The organism is Pseudomonas abietaniphila, from assembly GCF_039697315.1.
GTDB classification, from domain to species: Bacteria; Pseudomonadota; Gammaproteobacteria; order Pseudomonadales; family Pseudomonadaceae; genus Aquipseudomonas; species Aquipseudomonas abietaniphila_B.
The window spans coordinates 2655654-2675883 of record NZ_CP155619.1; the positions used below are offsets into that span (position 1 = coordinate 2655654).

Consider the following 20230-nt stretch of genomic DNA (forward strand, 5'->3'; position numbering starts at 1 on the left):
ATGTGGCTGCGGACCTACTCCACTTCGCTGTACCTGTTTCTCTACCTGCCGATTGCCTTGATCATGCTGTTCAGCTTCAACGCCGGACGCAGCGGACTGGCCTTCGAATGCTGCTCGGTGCAGTGGTTCGGTCGCGCGTTCAGTAACCCGTTCATCATGGAAGCGTTGGGCAACAGCGCCTTGATCGCCGGTTGTTCGGCGGTACTTGCCACCCTGTTCGGCACGCTGGCGGTCTTCGGCCTGCAACGCGCCGGCGCCAAGGTTCGCCTGGTATTCGACGCCCTGACCTACTGCGCGATCATCATCCCCGGCATCGTGATTGGCATCTCGACGCTGATCGCCTTCATCAGCGTGTTCGACCTGATCAACCCGCTACTCGCCCAACTGATCCCCAGCTTTCCAAAGCTCAACATGGGTTTCTTCACCGTGGTCGCCGCGCACTCGCTGTTCACCATGGCATTGGTCATGGTGATCGTGCGCAGCCGCGTCGACTCTCTGGATAAAGCGCTGCAAGAAGCATCTGCCGACTTGTACGCGCCGCCGCTCGAAACCTTCTGGCGCGTGACACTGCCGCAGATCACCCCCGCGATCATGGCGGGCTTTCTGTTGGCGTTCACTTTCAGCTTCGACGACTTCATCATCGCCTTCTTCGTCGCCGGCCCTGAAACCACGTTGCCTATCTACATCTTTTCGTCCATCCGGCGCGGAGTGACACCCGAGATCAACGCCGTCTCGACCGTGATCATCTGCGCCTCGCTGGCCCTGCTGTTCACCTCCCGTTACCTGCAAAATCGCCGCACAGGAGCCTCACATGCGTGATCAGTTGTACATCAACGGCGAGTGGGTCAGCCCGGATCTGGGCGGCTACCTGGACGTCATCGATCCGGCGACGGAGCAGGTCCTGCAACGGGTTGCGGCGGGCACGGAAGAAGACATCGATCACGCCGTGCGCGCGGCGCGCCGAGCCTTCGACAGTGACTGGGGACACACCACCGGGGCGCAACGTGCCGTCTGGCTGGAAGCCCTGGCTGATGAACTTCAGGGCTCGCAAGACGAACTGGCGACGCTGGAAGTGCACGACAACGGCAAGCCCCTGCCTGAAGCCCAGTGGGACATCGGCGATGCAATCGCCTGCTTCCGCTATTACGCAGGCCTGGCACGTGAACTCGACGGCCGTCAGGATCAGCCTCTGGCCCTGCCCGATGAGCGTTTCCGTTGCCGCACCCGGCTGGAGCCCATCGGTGTTGCGGGGCAGATCATTCCCTGGAACTACCCGCTGCTGATGGCGGCGTGGAAGGTCGCGCCCGCGCTGGCGGCCGGTGCGACGGTGGTCCTGAAGCCTTCGGAGCTGACGCCGTTGACCGCGCTGGAACTGGCCGGCGCGGCAGATCGAATTGGCCTTCCAGCGGGTGTGCTGAACATCGTGACCGGCTTGGGCGCCGATGCGGGCAGCCCGCTGACGCTGCATCCCGGGGTCGACAAGCTGGCCTTCACCGGCAGTGTCCCGACCGGCTCGAAAATCATGTCGGCGGCCGCCAGTGACATCAAGAACATCAGCCTGGAGCTGGGCGGCAAATCGGCGTTCATCGTGTTCGACGATGCCGACGTCGAGGCAGCGGTAGAGTGGATTCTGTTCGGGATTTTCTGGAATCAGGGCCAGGTCTGCAGCGCGACGTCGCGGTTGCTGGTGCAGGACAACATTGCGGGGCGACTGATCGAGCGCCTGGTCGAGGAGACCCGCAAGATCACCATCGGCCAAGGGCTTGAGCCGAACGTATTACTGGGGCCGCTGGTCAGTCGAGGTCAATACGAAAAGGTGTTGGGTTTCGTCGATCAGGGCGTCGCCAGCGGCGCAAAGCTGCTGACGGGCGGGAAACGTCCGTCGCACCGGTCACACGGTTATTTCATGGAGCCTGCGATCTTTGACGAACCAGCGCACAACAGCATCGTCTGGCGTGAAGAAATCTTCGGCCCGGTGTTGTGTGTCAAACGCTTCAAGGATGAGGCGCAAGCGGTGCAGATGGCCAACGCCAGCCGCTTCGGGCTCGCCGCCGCCGTGATGAGTGCCGATCCACAACGTGCGACACGGGTGGCCAACCAACTGCGCGCAGGAATCATCTGGGTCAACTGCTCGCAACCCACTTTCGTTGAAGCGCCTTGGGGCGGCATGAAGCACAGCGGGATCGGACGCGAGCTGGGTCAATGGGGGCTGGACAATTATCTGGAGGTCAAGCAAGTGACCGAGTACGTCAGCGATACGCCATGGGGTTGGTATATCAAATGACTTGTCTGATGGCTCCCACGCTCTGCGTGGTAATGCCGCCCTGGACGCTCCGCGTCTGCTGCTTGATTGACGCAGAGCGTCAGGCGCTGCATTACCACGCGGAGCGTGGGAACGATCAAACCGGGCAGAATCAAAAGCCCTGATTCCGAAGCACGCTAATCCAGCAGCTCCAGATGCAAATGCTCGGCGACCATTTCCGGCGTGGCTTTCTTCATGTGAGGCACGCGCCCCAGGCATGGTGCGGGCAGACGCTCGGCCAGGGTCGCAAGGTTCTCTTCGAGGCGGGACGTCTTGGGATCGATGATGTTCGCGACCCAGCCCGCCAGTTGCAGGCCGTCGTTGGCAATCGCCTCGGCAGACAGCAACGCATGGCTGATGCAGCCCAGACGCACGCCCACCACCAGAATGACCGGCAGGTCGAGTGCAATCGCCAAGTCAGACAGATTGGCCTGGTCCGCCAGCGGCACGCGCCAACCACCGGCGCCCTCGATCAGCGTGAAGTCGGCCTTTTTCTCAAGGATGTGTCGCATGGGCCCGAGCAGGGATTGCACGGTCAGCGCCACGCCCGCCTCACGAGCCGCCAGGTGCGGGGCGATGGGCGGTTCAAACGCAACCGGGTTGACCTCGTTGTATGTCAGCTCGACCGAACACTCGGCGCGCAACGCCACGGCATCAGGATTACGCAAGCCCTTGGGCTTGACGTCGCAGCCAGACGCAACGGGTTTGCCCGCCGCCGTGCTCAATCCGGATTGTCGCGCCGCATACAGCAGTCCCGTGGCAATGGTGGTCTTGCCAACGTCGGTGTCGGTTCCCGCGATGAAATACGCAGCACTCATCTTGGCGACCATCCGTTCAGATATTTTCAAACTATTGCCTACTCACTATAAGCGCTCACACGAACGGCGCTCGCTAAACCGGTCATTTTTTAAACAGCTGCTGGCTTTTCCAACACCGCGTAGACCACTTGGTAGGTCGCCGGCAGGCCTTTCTCCTGTCGGAACCCTTCATACGCCTCAATCAACGCCTGAATCCGCGCGCGGCCAGTCAAACCTCCCGGACGCCCCGGATTGATATTGTGCGCACCCAATGCCTTCAACTCGTGGGTCAGGCTGCGGACATCCGGGTAATGAAGCACATGGGGCAACACGTTCAGGCTGCGAATCTGCAAACCGCTGGCGGCGCACAGGCGTTGGTAGTCGTCGAACTCACGGAAACGATTGACGTGGACCATGCCGTCCACTGCCTGCCAGCTGTCCCGCAGTTCGTACAACGTGCCGACACACAGGCTGGCGAACCCGAAGATGCCGCCCGGCTGCAACACGCGACGCGCCTCGCTCAGCACCGCCGCGAAATCCGAGCACCACTGCACGGCCAGACTGGAAAACATCAGCTCGACGCTGGCATCACGCAACGGCAGGTTTTCGGCATCGCCTGCGACGTAATGCTGCGCGCCACCCAGAGGCCGCGCGTGGCGCAGCATGCCTTCGGCGATGTCCAGCGCGATACCGTCGCTGTCCGGAAAGTTCTTCGCCAATACACGGCTGAAATAGCCGGTGCCGCTGCCCAGATCGAGCCAGCGCGCAGGGGTGATGTCCGGCAGGCGCGACATCAGCTCGCTGCCGACCGCGCGTTGCAGATCCGCGACGCTGTCGTAGCTGGCCGCCGCTTTAGAGAAGGACGCCGCCACCTGACGCTTGTCGGGCAAATGGCACTGGGTCGTCGTCTGTTGCTGTTTCACGGCTTTGAGCACCGCACAGTGGGAAAGATCAGTCATCACCAGACTCATGTAGGAACGCCTGGACCGCTGCGGCCACGCCGTGGGGATTTTCCAGGATGAACGCGTGACTCGCTTGTTCGATCACGCCGACTTCGATGTCGGGCAGGAGCGTGAGCAGGTCGGCCGAGGCTTCTGCCGGCACTAACGCATCGAGACCGCCAAACAGGTGCAATTGCGGGCCGCGATACGCTTGCAGCGCGGCGCGGGTGTCCATTTTTTCGAGCAGTTTGAGGCCTTCGATCAGGCCGTTGCCGATGCCATGGGGCGCGCCCGCCTTGAGCTGCCGGGACAACGCACGCGGCTCTTCAGCACCTTGTACGCAAAGCAGGCTGAAACGCTTGAGGGTGGCGTCTGCGTCGGCTCTGCAGCCCGCGATGAACGCAGCGAAGTCCGTCTGCGGCATCGCATTCGGCCATTGGCTGCGGGCGACGAAACATACGTTGCTGGCGAATGTCGCCAATCCACAACAGCGCTCACCACGCCGCGCCGCCAGCTCAGCAGCGAGCATGCCGCCGAGCGACCACCCGCCCAACCAGGCGTTGTCCGGCAAGGTGGAGTCCAGCTCGTCGAGCCAGTCATCGAGGTGATCGTTGTCCAGATCGGGCAACGGCTCGATCTCGACGTGAAGGTGCTCGTCCAGCCCACGTAACGCTGCCGCCAAGGGCTCCAGCGGCGACACGCCCAGGCCCCAACCCGGCAGCAGGATCAACCGATTACGCATGGTGTGCCTCCACCGGCTCACTCGTCCCCAGCAGCGGATAACACTGCTCCAGTGCTTCCAACAATAGCCGCACCTGAGCCTCGCTGTGCGCCGCTGACAACGTCACGCGTAAACGCGCGCTGCCTGCGGGAACGGTCGGCGGACGAATCGCCGTGACCATCAACCCGCGTTCACGCAGCATCTGCGACAAACGCAGCGCCCGGTCGCTGTCGCCGATGAGGATGGGCTGAATCGGTGTGAAGCTGTCCATCAGCTCAAGGCCGATCGCTTCGGCGCCGTCGCGGAACTGCTTGATCAAGGCCTTGAGATGCTCGCGACGCCAGTGCTCGGTGCGCAGCAGTTCAAGGCTTTTCAGCGTGGCGCACGCCAACCCCGGCGGCTGACTGGTGGTGTAGATATACGGGCGGGCGAACTGGATCAGGGTTTCGATCAGCTCCTCGCTTCCTGCGACGAAGGCGCCTGCCGTACCGAAGGATTTGCCGAGGGTGCCGATCAGTACAGGCACGTCCTCCATGGTCATCCCGAAATGCTCGACGATGCCCGCACCGATTGCGCCCAAAGGCCCGAAGCCGTGGGCGTCGTCGACCATCAGCCAGGCGTTTTTCGCCTTGGCGACCTTTGCCAGCGCGGGCAGATCGGCGATGTCGCCGTCCATGCTGAACACACCGTCGGTCACCACCAGCGTGTCGCCCACGGCTTTTTCAAGCCGACTGTTCAGGCTGTCGGGGTCGTTATGCAGATAACGGGAGAAACGGGCACCACTGAGCAGGCCGGCATCGAGCAAGGAGGCGTGATTGAGGCGGTCTTCCAGCACCGTGTCGCCCTGCCCCACCAATGCTGTGACGGCACCGAGGTTCGCCATGTATCCGTTGGAAAACAGCAAGGCACGAGGACGACCGGTCAGGTCAGCCAGTGCTTCTTCAAGTTCGTGGTGCGGCGTGCTGTGGCCGATGACCAGGTGCGAGGCACCGCCACCGACACCCCAGCGCTCGGCACCCGCTTTCCAGGCCCCAATCACATCGGGGTGATTGGCCAGCCCCATGTAGTCGTTGTTGCAGAACGCCAGCAGCGGCTGGCCATCGACCACGACTTCAGGCCCTTGCGGGCTTTGCAGCAAGGGGCGCTGGCGATAAAGGTGTTCGGCACGACGAGCAGCGAGACGTGCGCTCAGATCGAAAGACATGCAGGCCTCGTGTTTAAACCAAAAATGAGGACCTGTAGGAGCGCGCTTGCCCGCGATAAAGACCGGTCTGCGCCATCTCTGTCGACTGACACGCCGCCATCGCGGGCAAGGGCGCTCCTACAAGGGGTCCGCGTGCTGTCACACCGCCGCGTCGTAAAACATCTCGCTGCTCTTCTGCTCGATCAGTGCCTGCTCGATAGCGGCTTGATGCACTTCGTCCGAGTGTTCTTCACGGGCTTCTGGCTGGATGCCCAGACGTGAGAACAGCAGCATGTCTTTGTCGGCCTGCGGGTTGGCCGTGGTCAGCAGTTTGTCGCCGTAGAAGATCGAGTTCGCGCCGGCAAAGAACGCCAGGGCCTGCATCTGATCGTTCATGGCTTCGCGGCCAGCGGACAGGCGCACGTGGGATTTCGGCATCAAAATACGGGCGACGGCCAGCATGCGAATGAAATCGAACGGGTCCACATCTTCAGCGTTGGCCAGCGGCGTGCCCGCCACTTTCACCAGCATGTTGATCGGCACGGATTCCGGATGCTCCGGCAGGTTGGCCAGCTGAATCAGCAGGTTGGCGCGGTCATCCAGCGACTCGCCCATGCCCAGAATGCCGCCTGAGCAGATCTTCATGCCCGCATCGCGCACATAGGCCAGCGTCTGCAGACGCTCGCTGTAGGTGCGGGTGGTGATGATGCTGGTGTAGAAGTCCGGCGAGGTGTCGAGGTTGTGGTTGTAATAATCCAGACCCGCATCCGCCAACGCCTTGGTTTGATCCTGATCCAGCTTGCCCAGGGTCATGCAGGTTTCCAGGCCCATGGCCTTCACGCCTTTAACCATTTCGAGCACGTACGGCATGTCTTTGGCCGATGGGTGCTTCCACGCCGCGCCCATGCAGAAACGCGTGGAACCGATGGCTTTGGCACGCGCCGCTTCTTCCAGCACCTGCTGGACCTGCATCAGCTTCTCTTTTTCCAGACCGGTGTTGTAGTGACCGGACTGCGGGCAGTACTTGCAGTCTTCAGGGCAGGCGCCGGTCTTGATCGACAGCAGCGTGGAAACCTGAACGCGGTTGGCGTCGAAATGAGCGCGGTGCACGGTTTGCGCTTGAAACAGCAGGTCATTGAAGGGTTGTGTGAACAACGCCCGGACCTCGGCTAGATTCCAGTCGTGACGCAAAGTGGCATTGATGCTGGCGCTCATGGGCGGCTCCTTGATGTTTTTTGGCGAGTACCCGGGCGGTTCAGCACATTGGCCAACCTGAAAGTCCACAAGCACAACACGGATGTTCGGCATATTTAAGGAAGAGGCATGCGCTGTCAACCACACAACGGACACCAGGTTTACATATGGTTAAAAAACGTACAAAGCTGTCTGTTATGCGATGAGCAGACGGATGCTGACACGTCAGTCTGCATGGCCTGCGAGCGCGAGCTGCCCTGGCTGATTGACCAGTGCGAGCGCTGCGCCCTGCCCATGCCAATGTCCGGGCTGACCTGCGCGCAGTGCACACGCCAATCGCCGGCGTTCAACGAAGTCGTCGTCCCGTGGCTTTACGACTTCCCCATCGACGCGCTGGTCACACGCTTCAAGCATCAGGGCAAATGGCCGTTGGGCCGCCTGCTTGCCGAACTGCTCGGCCGGACCTTGCAATACCGCTATGACGAAGGCCATCCACGGCCGGATGTTCTGATCCCCGTCCCGCTCGCCAGCAAAAGAATGCGCCAGCGCGGTTACAACCAGGCGGCAATGCTTGCGCAATGGTTAAGCCGTGCATTGCAACTGCCTATAGATGAAAGAACCGTCAGACGCGTCAAGGAAACACCTGCCCAACAGGGCCTGGATGCGAAGGCGAGAAAGCGCAATCTGCGTGAAGCGTTTGCGGTGATCGATCCAGTTCGCGTGGCCGGAAAACATATCGCCTTGATTGACGACGTACTGACCACGGGCTCAACCGCCGATACCCTTGCGCGATTGATGATCAAGGCCGGTGCCAGGCAGGTCGATGTGTATTGCCTGGCGAGGACGCCGAAGCCGGGGGATTGAGCCTGATAGCCAGGTCGTCTGCGATGCCTGTTCAACGCTTACGCTTGAGGTTTTGGCTTACACTCCGCCCTCATCTCCCCAAAAAACCAGCCCATCATGTCGCTACCCACTTCCCTCACCCAACACATGGTGCGCCGCCCGCACCGTATTGCTCTGCTGCAACACATTGCCGAGCAAGGCTCGATCACGCGAGCAGCCAAAAGCGCCGGCCTGAGTTACAAAGCGGCGTGGGATGCCATCGACGAGTTGAACAACCTGGCGCAAAAGCCATTGGTTGAACGCAGCGTTGGCGGGCGTGGCGGGGGCGGCGCGAAGCTTTCGGAAGAAGGTGTCAGGGTGCTGCGCCTGTATCAGCGGCTGCAAGCGCTACAGGCCCAATTGCTCGAAACCCCGGAAGAGACCAGCGATCTGGCGCTGCTGAGCCGCTTGATGCTGCGCACCAGCGCGCGCAATCAGTTGCACGGTCAGGTTGCGAGCATCACGCCATTCGGGCGCAACGACATGATCGGCCTGGCGCTGGCAGGCGGTCTGACGATCGATGCGCAAATCACCCACGACAGCACGCTGCGACTTGAGCTCGAAGCAGGCACCGATGTGTTCGCGTTGATCAAAGCCAGCTGGCTGGAATTGCTGAGGCCTGACCAGGCAGTAACAACTGGACACAATTGCCTCACCGGTAAAATCGAGGAAATTCTCGAGGCCGAAGACGGCCCCAGCGAGGTCAGAATCGGCCTTCCCAGCAGTCAGACCTTGTGTGCCCTGGCTGAGGCGGATCAACTCAAGGCCTTGAAACTCAAGGTGGGCAGCGATGTGAACGTGCAGTTCGCGCCCTCCTACGTCCTGATCGGCACACCGCTTTGAACCCTCTCTTCATGAAGTGTTACGAGGTAAGTGCCGTCATCGGGCAGACACAATAGCGTCATACGGGCTGCATAAGGTTTTGCCAAAACCGCAGGAAGCCCGTGATGAAACTATTAGAAGACAACCAGTCCACCGACCTCGAAACGCTGGTGCGTGAGAACAGCGCCGGGCTCACTCGCCGCGGCTTTATCAGCGCAGGCGCCCTGTGCGGCGCCGCGATGTTTCTGGGCGGCAATCTGCTTAGCCGCAGCGTAATGGCCGCCAGCGTCAGCGCAGGCAACAACTCCCTGCTTGGCTTTGACAGCATTCCTTCTGCCACCGCCGACAGCATCAGCCTGCCACCAGGCTACAGATCGTCGGTACTCATCAGCTGGGGCCAGCCATTGCACGCCAATGGCCCGGCGTTCGATGCGAGTGGCAAAGGCACGGCGAAAGCGCAGGAGTTGCAGTTCGGCGACAACAACGACGGCATGAGTCTGTTCACGTTCCCCGGCGACAATCCCGACACTGCCAAGCGCGCCTTGATGGCGATCAACAACGAATACACCAACTATCGCTACCTGTTCGACCACGGCAAAGAACCCCAGTCGGCCGAAGACGTACACAAGGCGCAAGCCAGCGAAGGCGTATCGGTGATTGAAGTGAAGCGCGAGGGCGGACAGTGGACCTTCGTTCAGGGCTCGAAGTACAACCGGCGCATTCACGGCAATACGCCCATTCACCTGAGCGGCCCGGCTGCCGGGCATGAATGGCTCAAAACGTCCGCCGACAAGACCGGAAGAAACGTGCTCGGTACGTTTCAGAATTGCGCCAATGGCAAGACGCCCTGGGGCACTTATCTGACCTGCGAGGAGAACTTCACCGACTGCTTTGGCAGCAGTGATCCTGCGCAGGCATTCGACCCTGCCGCCAAGCGTTATGGTGTGGTGGCGGCGAGTAAGGAAGTGAACTGGCACCCGCATGATCCGCGCTTCGACCTGGCGAAGAACCCTAACGAGCTCAACCGTCATGGGTGGGTCGTTGAAATCGACCCATTCGATCCAAAATCCACACCGGTCAAACGCACCGCGCTGGGCCGCTTCAAGCATGAAAACGCAGCCCTGACCGAAACAAAGGACGGCCGTGTGGTGGTCTACATGGGCGACGACGAGCGTGGCGAATTCATCTACAAATTCATCAGCCGCGACAAGGTCGATCACAAGAACCCGAAAGCCAACCGTGACCTGCTCGATCACGGCACGCTGTACGTGGCGCAGTTCAACAACGGCGACAGCAATGCCGACCACCCCAAAGGCCAGGGCAAGTGGATCGAACTGACCCACGGCAAGAACGGCATCGACGCCTCGAGCGGCTTTGCCAATCAGGCCGAAGTGCTGATTCATGCGCGCCTCGCCGCCAGCGTTGTCAAAGCCACGCGCATGGACCGGCCGGAGTGGATCGTGGTCAGTCCCAAGGATGGTCAGGTCTATTGCACGCTGACCAATAACGTCAAACGGGGCGAGGAAGGCCAGCCGGTCGGTGGCCCGAACCCACGGGCGAAAAACCAGTACGGGCAGATTCTGCGCTGGCAGGAAACGGGGTCCGATGCAGCGTCCATGGCGTTCGCGTGGGATCTGTTCGTGGTCGCCGGCAATCCCGGCGTGCATGCCGGAACGCCGCAAGGCGGCTCAAGCAACATCACCCCGCAAAACATGTTCAACAGCCCCGATGGCCTGGGCTTCGACAAGGCCGGGCGGTTGTGGATTCTGACCGATGGCGACTCGACCAACGCGGGTGACTTCGCCGGCATGGGCAACAACCAGATGCTGTGCGCCGATCCGCAAAGCGGCGAGATTCGCCGGTTCATGGTCGGACCGGTGGGCTGCGAAGTCACGGGCATCAGCTTTGCGCCGGACCAGAAGGCGCTCTTCGTCGGCATTCAGCATCCCGGCGAAAACGGCGGCTCGACCTTTCCCGAGCATCTGCCCAATGGAAAGCCAAGGTCTTCGGTGATGGTGATCACGCGAGAGGATGGCGGAGTGATTGGCGCGTGAGTTGAACGGGCCGATCTTAAAGCGTGTGGATAACTCACTGTGGGAGCGAATTTATTCGCGGAAAATGCTTCAGGCGATAAAGATGTGTCAACTGGACGCCCGCATCGCGAATGAATCGCCCACAGTGGATCAGCGTCGTGCCCACATTCTCGTCGGGCGTAAAAGCCGGTGGGGGTAACGCGGTGTGTCCGCTGCCCCACGCCTGAGTTACCATGACGGGCCCGACGCGGCAGCCTGCCGCGCGCAGGAGTAAGCATGGCCCACCCGTTTGCAACACTCACGCCTGACCTGGTGCTCGATGCCGTCGAAAGCATCGGTTTCGTCAGCGACGCCCGCATTCTCGCGCTCAACAGCTACGAAAATCGCGTCTATCAGGTCGGCATCGATGAAAGCCAGCCGCTGATCGCCAAGTTCTACCGGCCCAACCGCTGGACCAACGAAGCCATTCTCGAAGAACACAGCTTCACCGCAGAACTGGCCGACGTCGAAATCCCGGTGGTCGCGCCTCTGGTTCATAACGGTCAGACCCTGTTCGAACACGCAGGCTTTCGTTTCACGCTGTTCCCGCGTCGCGGCGGCCGGGCGCCGGAGCCGGGCAATCTGGATCAGCTTTATCGTCTGGGTCAGTTGCTGGGCCGCATCCACGCCGTCGGCGCCACTCGCCCTTTCGAGCACCGAGAAGCCCTGGGCGTCAAAAACTTCGGCCACGACTCGCTGAATTACCTGCTGGACAACGATGTGATTCCCCGCAGCCTGCTCCCGGCCTACTCGTCGGTGGCCAAAGATCTGCTCAAGCGCGTTGAAGATGCCTACGCCGCGACGCCTCACCAGAACATCCGCATGCACGGTGATTGCCACCCCGGCAACATGATGACCCGCGATGAGATCTTCCACATTGTCGACCTCGACGACTGCCGCATGGGCCCGGCGGTTCAGGACATCTGGATGATGCTGGCCGGTGATCGCCAGGATTGCCTAAGTCAGTTGTCGGAGTTGATGGACGGCTACAACGAATTCAACGACTTCGACCCCCGCGAGCTCGCACTGATCGAACCGCTGCGCGCTCTGCGCCTGCTGCATTACAGCGCCTGGCTCGCACGCCGCTGGGATGACCCGGCGTTCCCGCACAGCTTTTCCTGGTTTGGCACCGAGCGCTATTGGGGCGATCAGGTATTGGCCTTGCGTGAGCAACTCGCTGCCTTGAACGAGGAACCGCTGAAGCTGTTTTGACCTGACCGTCGTAGGCGTGAGCTTGCTCGCAATTGGAAGTAGCGGACAAATGGATGCGATTGCTAAATCGTTTTCGCGAGCAAGCTCACGCCTACAGGTATCTGCCAGACCACATAAGAAAAACTTGCCGAAGGACCACCCATGCAAGCTGCCAACCCGCGTCGCGGGTACATTCTGGGCCTGAGTGCCTACATCATCTGGGGACTGTTTCCGATCTACTTCAAGCTGCTGGCCTCAGTGCCGGCGCTCGAAATCATCGTCAATCGCGCGATCTGGTCGGCGATCTCCGGTTCTTTGCTGCTGCTGGTGTGGAAGCATCCTGGCTGGTGGCGTGAGCTGCGAGACAACCCCAAGCGCCTGGCAATTCTGGCGGGAAGCGGGACACTGATCGCCGTTAACTGGCTGATCTACGTCTGGGCGGTGAACAACAACCACATGGTCGAGGCAAGCCTGGGTTACTTCATCAACCCGCTGATCAACGTCATGCTGGGCCTGGTGTTGCTGCGCGAACGGCTGCGCCCGTTGCAATGGGTCGCGGTGCTGTTGGCGTTGGTCGGCGTGGCGCAACAGGTATGGCAAGTCGGCAGCCTGCCGTGGATCTCCCTCGCGCTGGCGTTCAGCTTCGGTTTCTACGGATTGATTCGCAAGCAAGCGCCGGTCGCGGCATTGCCGGGCTTGGTGGTGGAAACCTGGATTCTCGTGCCGCTGGCCGTGGGCTGGTTGCTCTTCAATCCAATGGCCCACAGCGCGCAACCCGCATTCTGGACCACGTCCGAAGCGATCTGGCTGGCCATGGCCGGGCCGGTAACCCTCATCCCGCTGGTGTGTTTCAACGCCGCTGCCCGGCATCTCCCCTACGCAACGCTGGGCTTTTTGCAGTACATCGCACCGACGCTGGTGCTGTCGCTGGCCGTGTTGATGTTCGGCGAACACATGCCTTCGGCGACGCTGGTGACGTTCCTGTTCATCTGGGCGGGTCTGATTATCTACACCGTCGACGGCTGGCTGGCGATGAAACGTCGCGCGCAACGTTGACCGATCAATAAACAGAGGCTTTCAACCCTCGCGGGCCATCCAGACTGCGTGAGCGTTAACTCACTCACACAGACTGGATGGCCCTGGCATCACATTACTCGTCCGTCTTCAGTTTCAACTCCACCATCAGATCGTCCGCTAGCGTCTCAAGGCGTTTCTGCAAGACGTCCAGCGACAAGGTCTGCGGCAGTCCCAGCAAGGCATTTGCCCGGAACAGCAGTTCGCTGCTCATGGGTGCCGGTTCGACGTTGGTCACCAGTTGCTGGACATTCACCCCCTGCTCGGTCAGCAACCGCGTGACGTCCCGCACAATGCCCGGACGATCTGCCCCCACCAGCTCCATGTTGATCGGCTTCCAGGTGGGGGGCGTTTCGATGCCGATGTCGGCGAACTGCACCCGGATACCGTGAGCGGATAACCCCTGCAACGCTTCGCGCAATCTGGTGTGCGCCTCGGTTGGTACGCCGATGCGCAGGATCCCGGCGAACTGCCCGGCCATGTGAGTCATACGGCTTTCCAGCCAATTACCACCGTGATTTGCAATACACGATGCGATCTGTTCGACCTGCCCCGGCTTGTCGGGGGCAAATACGGTGACGATAAGATGATCCACGGTCGATTCCTCTTCTTTGCGTGTCCGCAAGCCGTTTGCGCGGCCTGCGCGGCTGTCGGGCAAGTATAGGCAAGGGCTCGTGGAGCGCCCGACTGCTTCCATGCGAAACAATCTGTGTACCATTTCCATAATTCTCTGGAACAATTCACAGGTTTTTTGAGAACATCCGTAACCCCGACGTGACCAAAGGTGAAAATCCAGTCGCTCGGTGACATATTTAGTCTGATTTTCACACCGCGATGCATCATGTAGTATTCCGCCGCGTTCACTACATAAACGTTGGAACGATGCCTGACCCAGCATCGCCGCTCGTTGAAACCTGTTCCGCAAAGCGCACAACGCCTTTCCTTCAGGTCTTCCGGCCCCGGCCCAGCCGCCAGCAATGGCATGATCTGGCAAGGGTGAGCGTTTGATGTCGATGGCTTTAACAAGAGAGCGCTCGAGATTGAAGCGCAGATAGCTGAGCAGAGTGAGGCAAGCAATGACTGAACACGTTCAAGTCGGTGGCCTTCAGGTCGCCAAAGTCCTTCTGGATTTCGTGAACAACGAAGCCCTTCCTGGAACCGGCATCGAAGCCGCCGCGTTCTGGGCCGGCGCCGACAAGCTGATCCACGAGCTCGCGCCGAAGAACAAAGCCCTACTCGCCAAACGTGACGACTTCCAGGCGCGCATCGATGCCTGGCACCAGTCCAATGCCGGCAAGGCTCACGACGCTGCCGCCTACAAGACTTTCCTGCAGGAAATCGGCTATCTGCTGCCAGAAGCGGCGGACTTCCAGGCCACGACGCAAAACGTCGACGAAGAAATTGCCCGCATGGCCGGCCCGCAACTGGTGGTGCCGGTCATGAACGCCCGTTTCGCCCTCAACGCCTCGAACGCCCGCTGGGGCTCGTTGTACGACGCGCTGTATGGCACTGACGCGATCAGCGAAGAAGGCGGCGCCGAAAAAGGCAAAGGCTACAACAAGGTTCGCGGCGACAAAGTCATCGCATTCGCGCGCGCTTTCCTCGATGAAGCGGCGCCACTGGCGGCCGGCTCCCATGTCGATTCCACCGGTTACAAACTGGTCGACGGCGTTCTGATCGTCAGCCTCAAGGGCGGCAGCAACACCGGGCTGCGTGACGACGCACAGCTGATCGGTTTCCAGGGCGACGCTTCGGCACCGACCTCGATCCTGCTCAAGCACAACGGCCTGCACTTCGAAATCCAGATCGACGCCACCAGCCCGGTCGGTCAGACCGATGCGGCCGGCGTCAAAGACGTGCTGATGGAAGCGGCGTTGACCACCATCATGGACTGCGAAGACTCGATCGCAGCCGTCGATGCCGACGACAAGGTCGTGGTCTACCGCAACTGGCTGGGCCTGATGAAGGGCGATCTGTCCGAAGAAGTCTCCAAGGGCGGCACGCGTTTCACCCGCACCATGAACGCCGACCGCGTTTACACCTCGCCAACCGGTGAAGCGGTGACGCTGCACGGCCGCTCGCTGCTGTTCGTACGTAATGTCGGTCACTTGATGACCATCGACGCGATTCTCGACAACCAGGGCAACGAAGTGCCGGAAGGCATCCTCGACGGTCTGCTGACCAGCCTGGCAGCGATCCATAACCTCAAAGGCAATACGTCGCGCGCCAACAGCCGTACAGGCTCGGTGTACATCGTCAAACCGAAGATGCACGGCCCGGAAGAAGTGGCGTTTACCAGCGAGCTGTTCGGGCGCATTGAGGACGTCCTCAGCCTGCCACGCAACACGCTGAAAGTAGGGATCATGGACGAGGAACGCCGCACCACGGTGAACCTCAAGGCCTGTATCAAAGCCGCCAGCGAGCGCGTGGTGTTCATCAACACCGGCTTCCTGGACCGCACCGGTGACGAAATCCACACCTCCATGGAAGCCGGCCCGGTGGTGCGCAAGGCGCAGATGAAGGGCGAGAAGTGGATCGGTGCCTATGAAAACTCAAACGTCGACATCGGTTTGAAGTGTGGCCTGCAAGGCCGTGCGCAGATCGGTAAAGGCATGTGGGCGATGCCGGACCTGATGGCCGCGATGCTGGAACAAAAGATCGCTCATCCGCTGGCCGGCGCCAACACCGCATGGGTTCCGTCGCCGACGGCGGCTGCCCTGCACGCGCTGCATTACCACAAGGTCGACGTGTTCGCCCGCCAGGCCGAACTGGCTCAACGCGCACCGGCCTCGGTCGATGACATCCTGACCATTCCGCTGGCGCCGAACGCCAACTGGACGCCTGAGGAAATCCAGAACGAACTGGACAACAACTCGCAGGGCATCCTCGGTTACGTGGTGCGCTGGATCGATCAGGGCGTCGGTTGCTCGAAAGTGCCGGACATCAATGACGTCGGCCTGATGGAAGACCGTGCAACGCTGCGTATCTCCAGCCAGCACATCGCCAACTGGTTGCGTCATGGTGTGGTCAACGAGCAGCAGGTGATGGAAAGCCTCAAGCGCATGGCGCCGGTCGTGGATCGCCAGAACGCCAACGATGCGCTGTATCGCCCTCTCGCACCGGATTTCGACAACAACATCGCCTTCCAGGCGGCGGTCGAACTGGTCATCGAAGGCACTAAACAGCCGAACGGTTACACCGAGCCGGTGCTGCATCGCCGTCGTCGGGAGTTCAAGGCCAAGAACGGGCTGTAAAGAGCGCCGTTGAACAAAAAGGCGGTGTGTCGCAGGACGCACCGCCTTTTTTTATTCTTCCCACAAGCTCGGAAACAACTGACACGGCGCAATCACTGTAGGAGCAATCCGAGGTTACGAGGGTCGCGATGCGGTCTACCTGGCACACCGCATCGCGACCGTCGTAACCTCCGATTGCTCCTACAAGAAATCAGGATGCTGTCAGCTCATCCCCAATTCCCGCTTCACCAACCGCAACAGCTGCTTGGTGTTGATCGGCTTGAGCAGAAAATCCACCACGCTCAGATGCATGGCATCAATGGCATCACGCACGTGGGCGTCACCGGAGACGATGATGATCGGCAGCGCGGCCCGATCCGAATCGCGGACCTTGCGAATCAAGTCCAGCCCGTCGCACGGCGCCATGCGCAGATCGGTGATCAGCAGCGCAATGGACGGTCGCGTCTGGAGCAGATGCATGGCACTGGTGCCGCCCGCAGCCGTAATGCAGCTGATGTCGTTGAGGCTGAGGATCTCGGAAAGAATTTCCCTGGCATCCTTGTCGTCATCGACGATCAACACCCGTTGTGGCGATTGCGATGGAGGCGCGAGCATCACCTCATTGAGGGCTTCACGCTCTTCATCACTCAAAATGTCGTGATCGAACATACCCGTCTCATCTTCCTGTCGACTCCCATTCTGACAGCGCAAACAGACCGAATACGCTGCACGCTTTGTCGGCTTCCTGCCAGGCCATAACAGCCTCCGCGCGGTGCACATCGACGTGGTTTTACACCACGGACCAATGCCCTCCAACGCCTTTTCAATCGCCTAAGACTTACGTCCAATGGGCACTGCCTGATAAGCGGTCGACCATGGAGCCATAAAAACAAGTGGTACCCCGTCATGAGCAAAGCCGACGCTTTCACCCAGGCAGGCAAAACAGCCGTGTTGCAGAACGTCCACGGCACCATGCAATTCCTGCAAAAATTTCCGCCATTCAACCAGATGGAGAATGCGCATCTCGCGTACCTGGTGGAACAGTGCCAGCTGCGTTTCTACGCTACGGATGAGAGCATCATCAAGCCTGGCGATGGGCCAGTAGAGCACTTTTATATTGTGAAACAGGGTCGTGTGGTCGGTGAACGCCCACATTCGGCGAAAGGCGGCACTGAAACCACGTTTGAAATCACCACGGGCGAATGTTTCCCGCTCGCGGCGCTTCTGGGCGAACGCGCCACGCGAACCGAGCATCTGGCCGCCGAGGACACGTTCTGCCTGCAATTGAACAAGCAGGCATTCATCAAGCTGTTCGCCCTCTCCAGTACCTTCCGCGATTTCGCCCTGCGCGGCGTCAGCAGCCTGCTCGAACAGGTGAATCAACAAGTAAAGCAGAAGGCCGTGGAAACACTCGGCACGCAGTATTCGCTGAACACCCGTCTGGGCGAATTGGCGATGCGTCATCCCGTGACCTGTTCGCCCGACACGCCGCTGCGTGAAGCCGTGAAGCTGATGGACGAGCAGCAGGTCGGCAGCATCGTGATCGTCGACGATGCCAAGGCGCCGTTGGGCATTTTCACCTTGCGCGACTTGCGTCAGGTGGTCGCGGATGTGAACGCTGACTTTGGCCAGCCGATCAAGCTCAGCATGATTCAGGCGCCCTTCTATCTAAGCCCCGACGCCAGTGCCTTCGATGCCGCCATCGCCATGACCCAGCGGCACATCGCCCATGTCTGTCTGGTGAAAGATCAACGCCTGTGTGGCGTGGTGTCGGAGCGCGACCTGTTTTCCCTGCAACGGGTGGACCTGGTGCACCTGGCCCGAACCATCCGCAGCGCGCCGCGCATCGATTCGCTGAGCAATCTGCGCGGCGACATCGTGCAATTGGTCGATCGTATGCTGGCCCATGGCGCGTCCTCGACGCAGATCACCCAGATCATCACGTTGCTCAACGATCACATGGTCTGTCGCGTCATCGAGCTCACACTGGAGGAAAAAGGCGACCCCGGCATTCCCTTCAGTTGGCTGTGCTTTGGCAGTGAAGGCCGGCGTGAGCAGACGCTTTACACCGACCAGGACAACGGCATTCTGTTCGAAGCCAAAGACGCCGCCGAAGCCGCCGCCATTCGCGGCCGCCTGCTGCCGATCGCCGAGCGTATCAATCAGGGTCTGGCGTTGTGCGGCTTTGCGCTGTGCAAGGGCGGGATCATGGCCAGTAACCCCGAACTGTGTTTGTCGCGGGTTGAATGGGCGCGGCGGTTCGGTTCGTTCATTCGTGAGGCGACGCCGGAAAATCTGCTGTCCTCCAGCATTTACTTCGACTTGCGTGTGGTCTGGGGTGATGAAAGCGGTGGCGAGCAACTGCGCCAGAGCATCCTGGCGCAGGTGGCGGAAAATCAGCTGTTTCAGCGCATGATGGCTGACAACGCCTTGCGCCAGCGCCCGCCCGTTGGGCGCTTCAAGGACTTCGTGGTGGCGCGCAAAGGCAGTGAAAAAGACACGCTGGACCTCAAGACTCAAGGCCTCACACCCTTCGTCGACGGCGCGCGGCTCCTCGCGCTGGCCAACGGCGTGGCCGCCAACAACACCCTTGAACGCTTGCGTCAGCTGGTGGCCAAAGAAGTCATCGACCCACTGGACGGCGCGGCCTATGAAGAGGCCTATCACTTCATCCAGCAAACCCGGATGCAACAGCACCAACAACAGAGCCGACAGAACCTGCCCTATTCCAACCGCATCGACCCGGACGTGCTCAATCACCTGGATCGGCGGATTTTGCGAGAGTCCTTCCGTCAGGCGCAGCGCCTGCAAACCAGCCTGAACGTGCGTTATCAACTTTAAGCGACAGACCATGAACCTGTTTCAGTGGCTAAAACCACCCAAGCGCGCGAAGGCGCCAGACCTGACACCCGAGCAATTGCAGCGTCTCAGCGCGCTGCCACGTCCTGCGCCCCTGAATGAAAACCCGCTGCGTCAGCAACGCTGGGTGGTGCTCGACCTTGAGACCAGCGGCCTGAACATGAGCCGCGACGAGGTGCTGTCCATTGGCGCGGTGGTCATCGAAGACGGCGCGATCGATCTGGGTCAGCCCTTCGAGCGCACGCTGCTGCGTCACGACCACAAACTTAGCCCCAGCGTCTTGATTCACGGGCTGGGACCGAGTGCGATTGCAGCGGGCAGTGAGCCGGTCGAGGCGCTGCTCGACTTCATGGAATTCGTCGGCGACAGCCCGTTGCTGGCGTTTCATGCGCCGTTCGATCAACACATGATTGGACGTGCATTAAAGGAAAGCCTGGGGTATCGCCTGCAACACCCGTTTCTGGACGTGGCCGAGATCGCACCGATGCTGTGCCCGCAAGCCTGTCTGCGTCAGGCAGGCCTGGATGACTGGACTGCCTTCTTTGGGCTGCACGCTGAAGAACGCCATCACGCCAGCGCCGATGCACTGGTGACCGCGGAACTCGCACTGATCCTGTTCAGCCATGCGCGAAAGCAAGCAATGGACAGCCCGGCGCAGCTGGACCAATGCCTGGCGAAGTGGCGCAGGCAGCAGTCCCATTCGTTTTGAGCGGATGCCCCCCCATGTGTCTGTTTCACGAACCCGGTGGGAGCGAGCCTGGTCTGGGCGGCATTACGACGAATGTGGAGGATCAGCGCCATCAACGGTGACTGTCACACCGCGTTCGCGGCCGTCGTAACCTCCGACTGCTCCTACAGGTCCTGCGTGGTACCGATGCCCCGTGGATGACGCTCCCACGGCAACGCACTCCAGATGCAGTCTTTATTTACCTCGCGCAAACCGTTCAGCCGCTCAGTCG

At 60.7% G+C, this 20230-nt stretch carries 17 protein-coding genes; 10 read left to right on the forward strand and 7 right to left on the reverse strand.

Features of this window, described 5'->3' with window-relative positions:
• Complete coding sequence (locus tag ABDX87_RS11790; protein ID WP_346832988.1) at nt 1–819, forward strand: ABC transporter permease; 819 nt, start codon at nt 1–3, stop codon at nt 817–819.
• Nucleotides 812–2284, forward strand: a complete 1473-nt coding sequence (locus tag ABDX87_RS11795) for an aldehyde dehydrogenase family protein (RefSeq protein WP_346832989.1) — start codon at nt 812–814, stop codon at nt 2282–2284. The genes ABDX87_RS11790 and ABDX87_RS11795 overlap by 8 nt, the downstream gene beginning before the upstream one ends.
• A gap of 155 nt (nt 2285–2439) precedes the next feature.
• On the opposite strand, the gene bioD is transcribed toward ABDX87_RS11795, so the two are convergent.
• The 5 genes from bioD to bioB form a co-directional block, all read right to left on the reverse strand.
• Nucleotides 2440–3120, reverse strand: a complete 681-nt coding sequence (gene bioD / locus ABDX87_RS11800) for a dethiobiotin synthase (RefSeq protein WP_074752523.1) — start codon at nt 3118–3120, stop codon at nt 2440–2442.
• 89 nt (nt 3121–3209) lie between these two features.
• Nucleotides 3210–4058: a malonyl-ACP O-methyltransferase BioC gene (bioC, locus tag ABDX87_RS11805; RefSeq protein ID WP_346832991.1), complete on the reverse strand. Its 849-nt coding sequence runs from the start codon at nt 4056–4058 to the stop codon at nt 3210–3212.
• Nucleotides 4051–4782 (reverse strand): alpha/beta fold hydrolase, encoded by a 732-nt coding sequence (locus ABDX87_RS11810; protein ID WP_346832992.1) that lies wholly within the window; start codon nt 4780–4782, stop codon nt 4051–4053. Before ABDX87_RS11810 ends, bioC begins: the two co-directional genes overlap by 8 nt.
• Entirely contained in the window at nt 4775–5965 is a 1191-nt protein-coding gene (gene bioF, locus ABDX87_RS11815) for an 8-amino-7-oxononanoate synthase (RefSeq protein ID WP_346832993.1), read from the reverse strand. Before bioF ends, ABDX87_RS11810 begins: the two co-directional genes overlap by 8 nt.
• Nucleotides 5966–6103: 138 nt before the next feature.
• Nucleotides 6104–7159: a biotin synthase BioB gene (bioB, locus tag ABDX87_RS11820; RefSeq protein WP_062385290.1), complete on the reverse strand. Its 1056-nt coding sequence runs from the start codon at nt 7157–7159 to the stop codon at nt 6104–6106.
• A gap of 108 nt (nt 7160–7267) precedes the next feature.
• On the opposite strand from bioB, the gene ABDX87_RS11825 reads away from it, so the two are divergent.
• The 5 genes from ABDX87_RS11825 (at nt 7268) to rarD (ending at nt 13161) form a co-directional block, all read left to right on the forward strand.
• The gene (locus tag ABDX87_RS11825; protein WP_346832994.1) at nt 7268–8002 is read left to right on the forward strand and encodes a ComF family protein; all 735 of its coding nucleotides are present in this window, start codon (nt 7268–7270) and stop codon (nt 8000–8002) included.
• 96 nt (nt 8003–8098) lie between these two features.
• On the forward strand, nt 8099–8863 hold the full coding sequence (locus ABDX87_RS11830) for a TOBE domain-containing protein (RefSeq protein ID WP_346832995.1): 765 nt from the start codon (nt 8099–8101) through the stop codon (nt 8861–8863).
• 104 nt (nt 8864–8967) lie between these two features.
• The gene (locus ABDX87_RS11835; protein WP_346832996.1) at nt 8968–10896 is read left to right on the forward strand and encodes a PhoX family protein; all 1929 of its coding nucleotides are present in this window, start codon (nt 8968–8970) and stop codon (nt 10894–10896) included.
• A 255-nt stretch (nt 10897–11151) separates the two neighbouring features.
• Nucleotides 11152–12126, forward strand: coding sequence for a serine/threonine protein kinase (locus tag ABDX87_RS11840; protein WP_346832997.1), 975 nt, complete (start codon nt 11152–11154; stop codon nt 12124–12126).
• Nucleotides 12127–12267: 141 nt separating this feature from the next.
• A complete protein-coding gene (rarD, locus tag ABDX87_RS11845) occupies nt 12268–13161 on the forward strand; it encodes an EamA family transporter RarD (RefSeq protein WP_346832998.1) in 894 nt (297 codons plus the stop codon).
• A gap of 94 nt (nt 13162–13255) precedes the next feature.
• Here rarD and ABDX87_RS11850 read toward each other — a convergent pair whose 3' ends face one another.
• Nucleotides 13256–13774, reverse strand: a complete 519-nt coding sequence (locus ABDX87_RS11850) for a glycine cleavage system protein R (RefSeq protein WP_346832999.1) — start codon at nt 13772–13774, stop codon at nt 13256–13258.
• Between the two features lie 481 nt (nt 13775–14255).
• On the opposite strand from ABDX87_RS11850, the gene ABDX87_RS11855 reads away from it, so the two are divergent.
• Nucleotides 14256–16433: a malate synthase G gene (locus ABDX87_RS11855; protein WP_346833000.1), complete on the forward strand. Its 2178-nt coding sequence runs from the start codon at nt 14256–14258 to the stop codon at nt 16431–16433.
• 201 nt (nt 16434–16634) lie between these two features.
• Here ABDX87_RS11855 and ABDX87_RS11860 read toward each other — a convergent pair whose 3' ends face one another.
• Entirely contained in the window at nt 16635–17081 is a 447-nt protein-coding gene (locus ABDX87_RS11860; RefSeq protein ID WP_346833001.1) for a response regulator, read from the reverse strand.
• 237 nt (nt 17082–17318) lie between these two features.
• Here ABDX87_RS11860 and ABDX87_RS11865 point away from each other — a divergent pair, with 237 nt between their 5' ends.
• Nucleotides 17319–19253: a putative nucleotidyltransferase substrate binding domain-containing protein gene (locus ABDX87_RS11865; RefSeq protein WP_346833002.1), complete on the forward strand. Its 1935-nt coding sequence runs from the start codon at nt 17319–17321 to the stop codon at nt 19251–19253.
• A 10-nt stretch (nt 19254–19263) separates the two neighbouring features.
• Nucleotides 19264–19980, forward strand: coding sequence for a 3'-5' exonuclease (locus ABDX87_RS11870; protein ID WP_346833003.1), 717 nt, complete (start codon nt 19264–19266; stop codon nt 19978–19980).
• The last annotated feature ends 250 nt before the right edge of the window (nt 19981–20230 follow it).

Coding starts and splice junctions, on each gene's coding strand:
- ABDX87_RS11790 (WP_346832988.1), top strand. CDS start 1: ATGTGGCTGCGGACCTACTCCACTTCGCTGTACCTGTTTCTCTACCTG.
- ABDX87_RS11795 (WP_346832989.1), top strand. CDS start 812: ATGCGTGATCAGTTGTACATCAACGGCGAGTGGGTCAGCCCGGATCTG.
- bioD (WP_074752523.1), bottom strand. CDS start 3,120: ATGAGTGCTGCGTATTTCATCGCGGGAACCGACACCGACGTTGGCAAG.
- bioC (WP_346832991.1), bottom strand. CDS start 4,058: ATGACTGATCTTTCCCACTGTGCGGTGCTCAAAGCCGTGAAACAGCAA.
- ABDX87_RS11810 (WP_346832992.1), bottom strand. CDS start 4,782: ATGCGTAATCGGTTGATCCTGCTGCCGGGTTGGGGCCTGGGCGTGTCG.
- bioF (WP_346832993.1), bottom strand. CDS start 5,965: ATGTCTTTCGATCTGAGCGCACGTCTCGCTGCTCGTCGTGCCGAACAC.
- bioB (WP_062385290.1), bottom strand. CDS start 7,159: ATGAGCGCCAGCATCAATGCCACTTTGCGTCACGACTGGAATCTAGCC.
- ABDX87_RS11825 (WP_346832994.1), top strand. CDS start 7,268: ATGCGCTGTCAACCACACAACGGACACCAGGTTTACATATGGTTAAAA.
- ABDX87_RS11830 (WP_346832995.1), top strand. CDS start 8,099: ATGTCGCTACCCACTTCCCTCACCCAACACATGGTGCGCCGCCCGCAC.
- ABDX87_RS11835 (WP_346832996.1), top strand. CDS start 8,968: ATGAAACTATTAGAAGACAACCAGTCCACCGACCTCGAAACGCTGGTG.
- ABDX87_RS11840 (WP_346832997.1), top strand. CDS start 11,152: ATGGCCCACCCGTTTGCAACACTCACGCCTGACCTGGTGCTCGATGCC.
- rarD (WP_346832998.1), top strand. CDS start 12,268: ATGCAAGCTGCCAACCCGCGTCGCGGGTACATTCTGGGCCTGAGTGCC.
- ABDX87_RS11855 (WP_346833000.1), top strand. CDS start 14,256: ATGACTGAACACGTTCAAGTCGGTGGCCTTCAGGTCGCCAAAGTCCTT.
- ABDX87_RS11860 (WP_346833001.1), bottom strand. CDS start 17,081: ATGTTCGATCACGACATTTTGAGTGATGAAGAGCGTGAAGCCCTCAAT.
- ABDX87_RS11865 (WP_346833002.1), top strand. CDS start 17,319: ATGAGCAAAGCCGACGCTTTCACCCAGGCAGGCAAAACAGCCGTGTTG.
- ABDX87_RS11870 (WP_346833003.1), top strand. CDS start 19,264: ATGAACCTGTTTCAGTGGCTAAAACCACCCAAGCGCGCGAAGGCGCCA.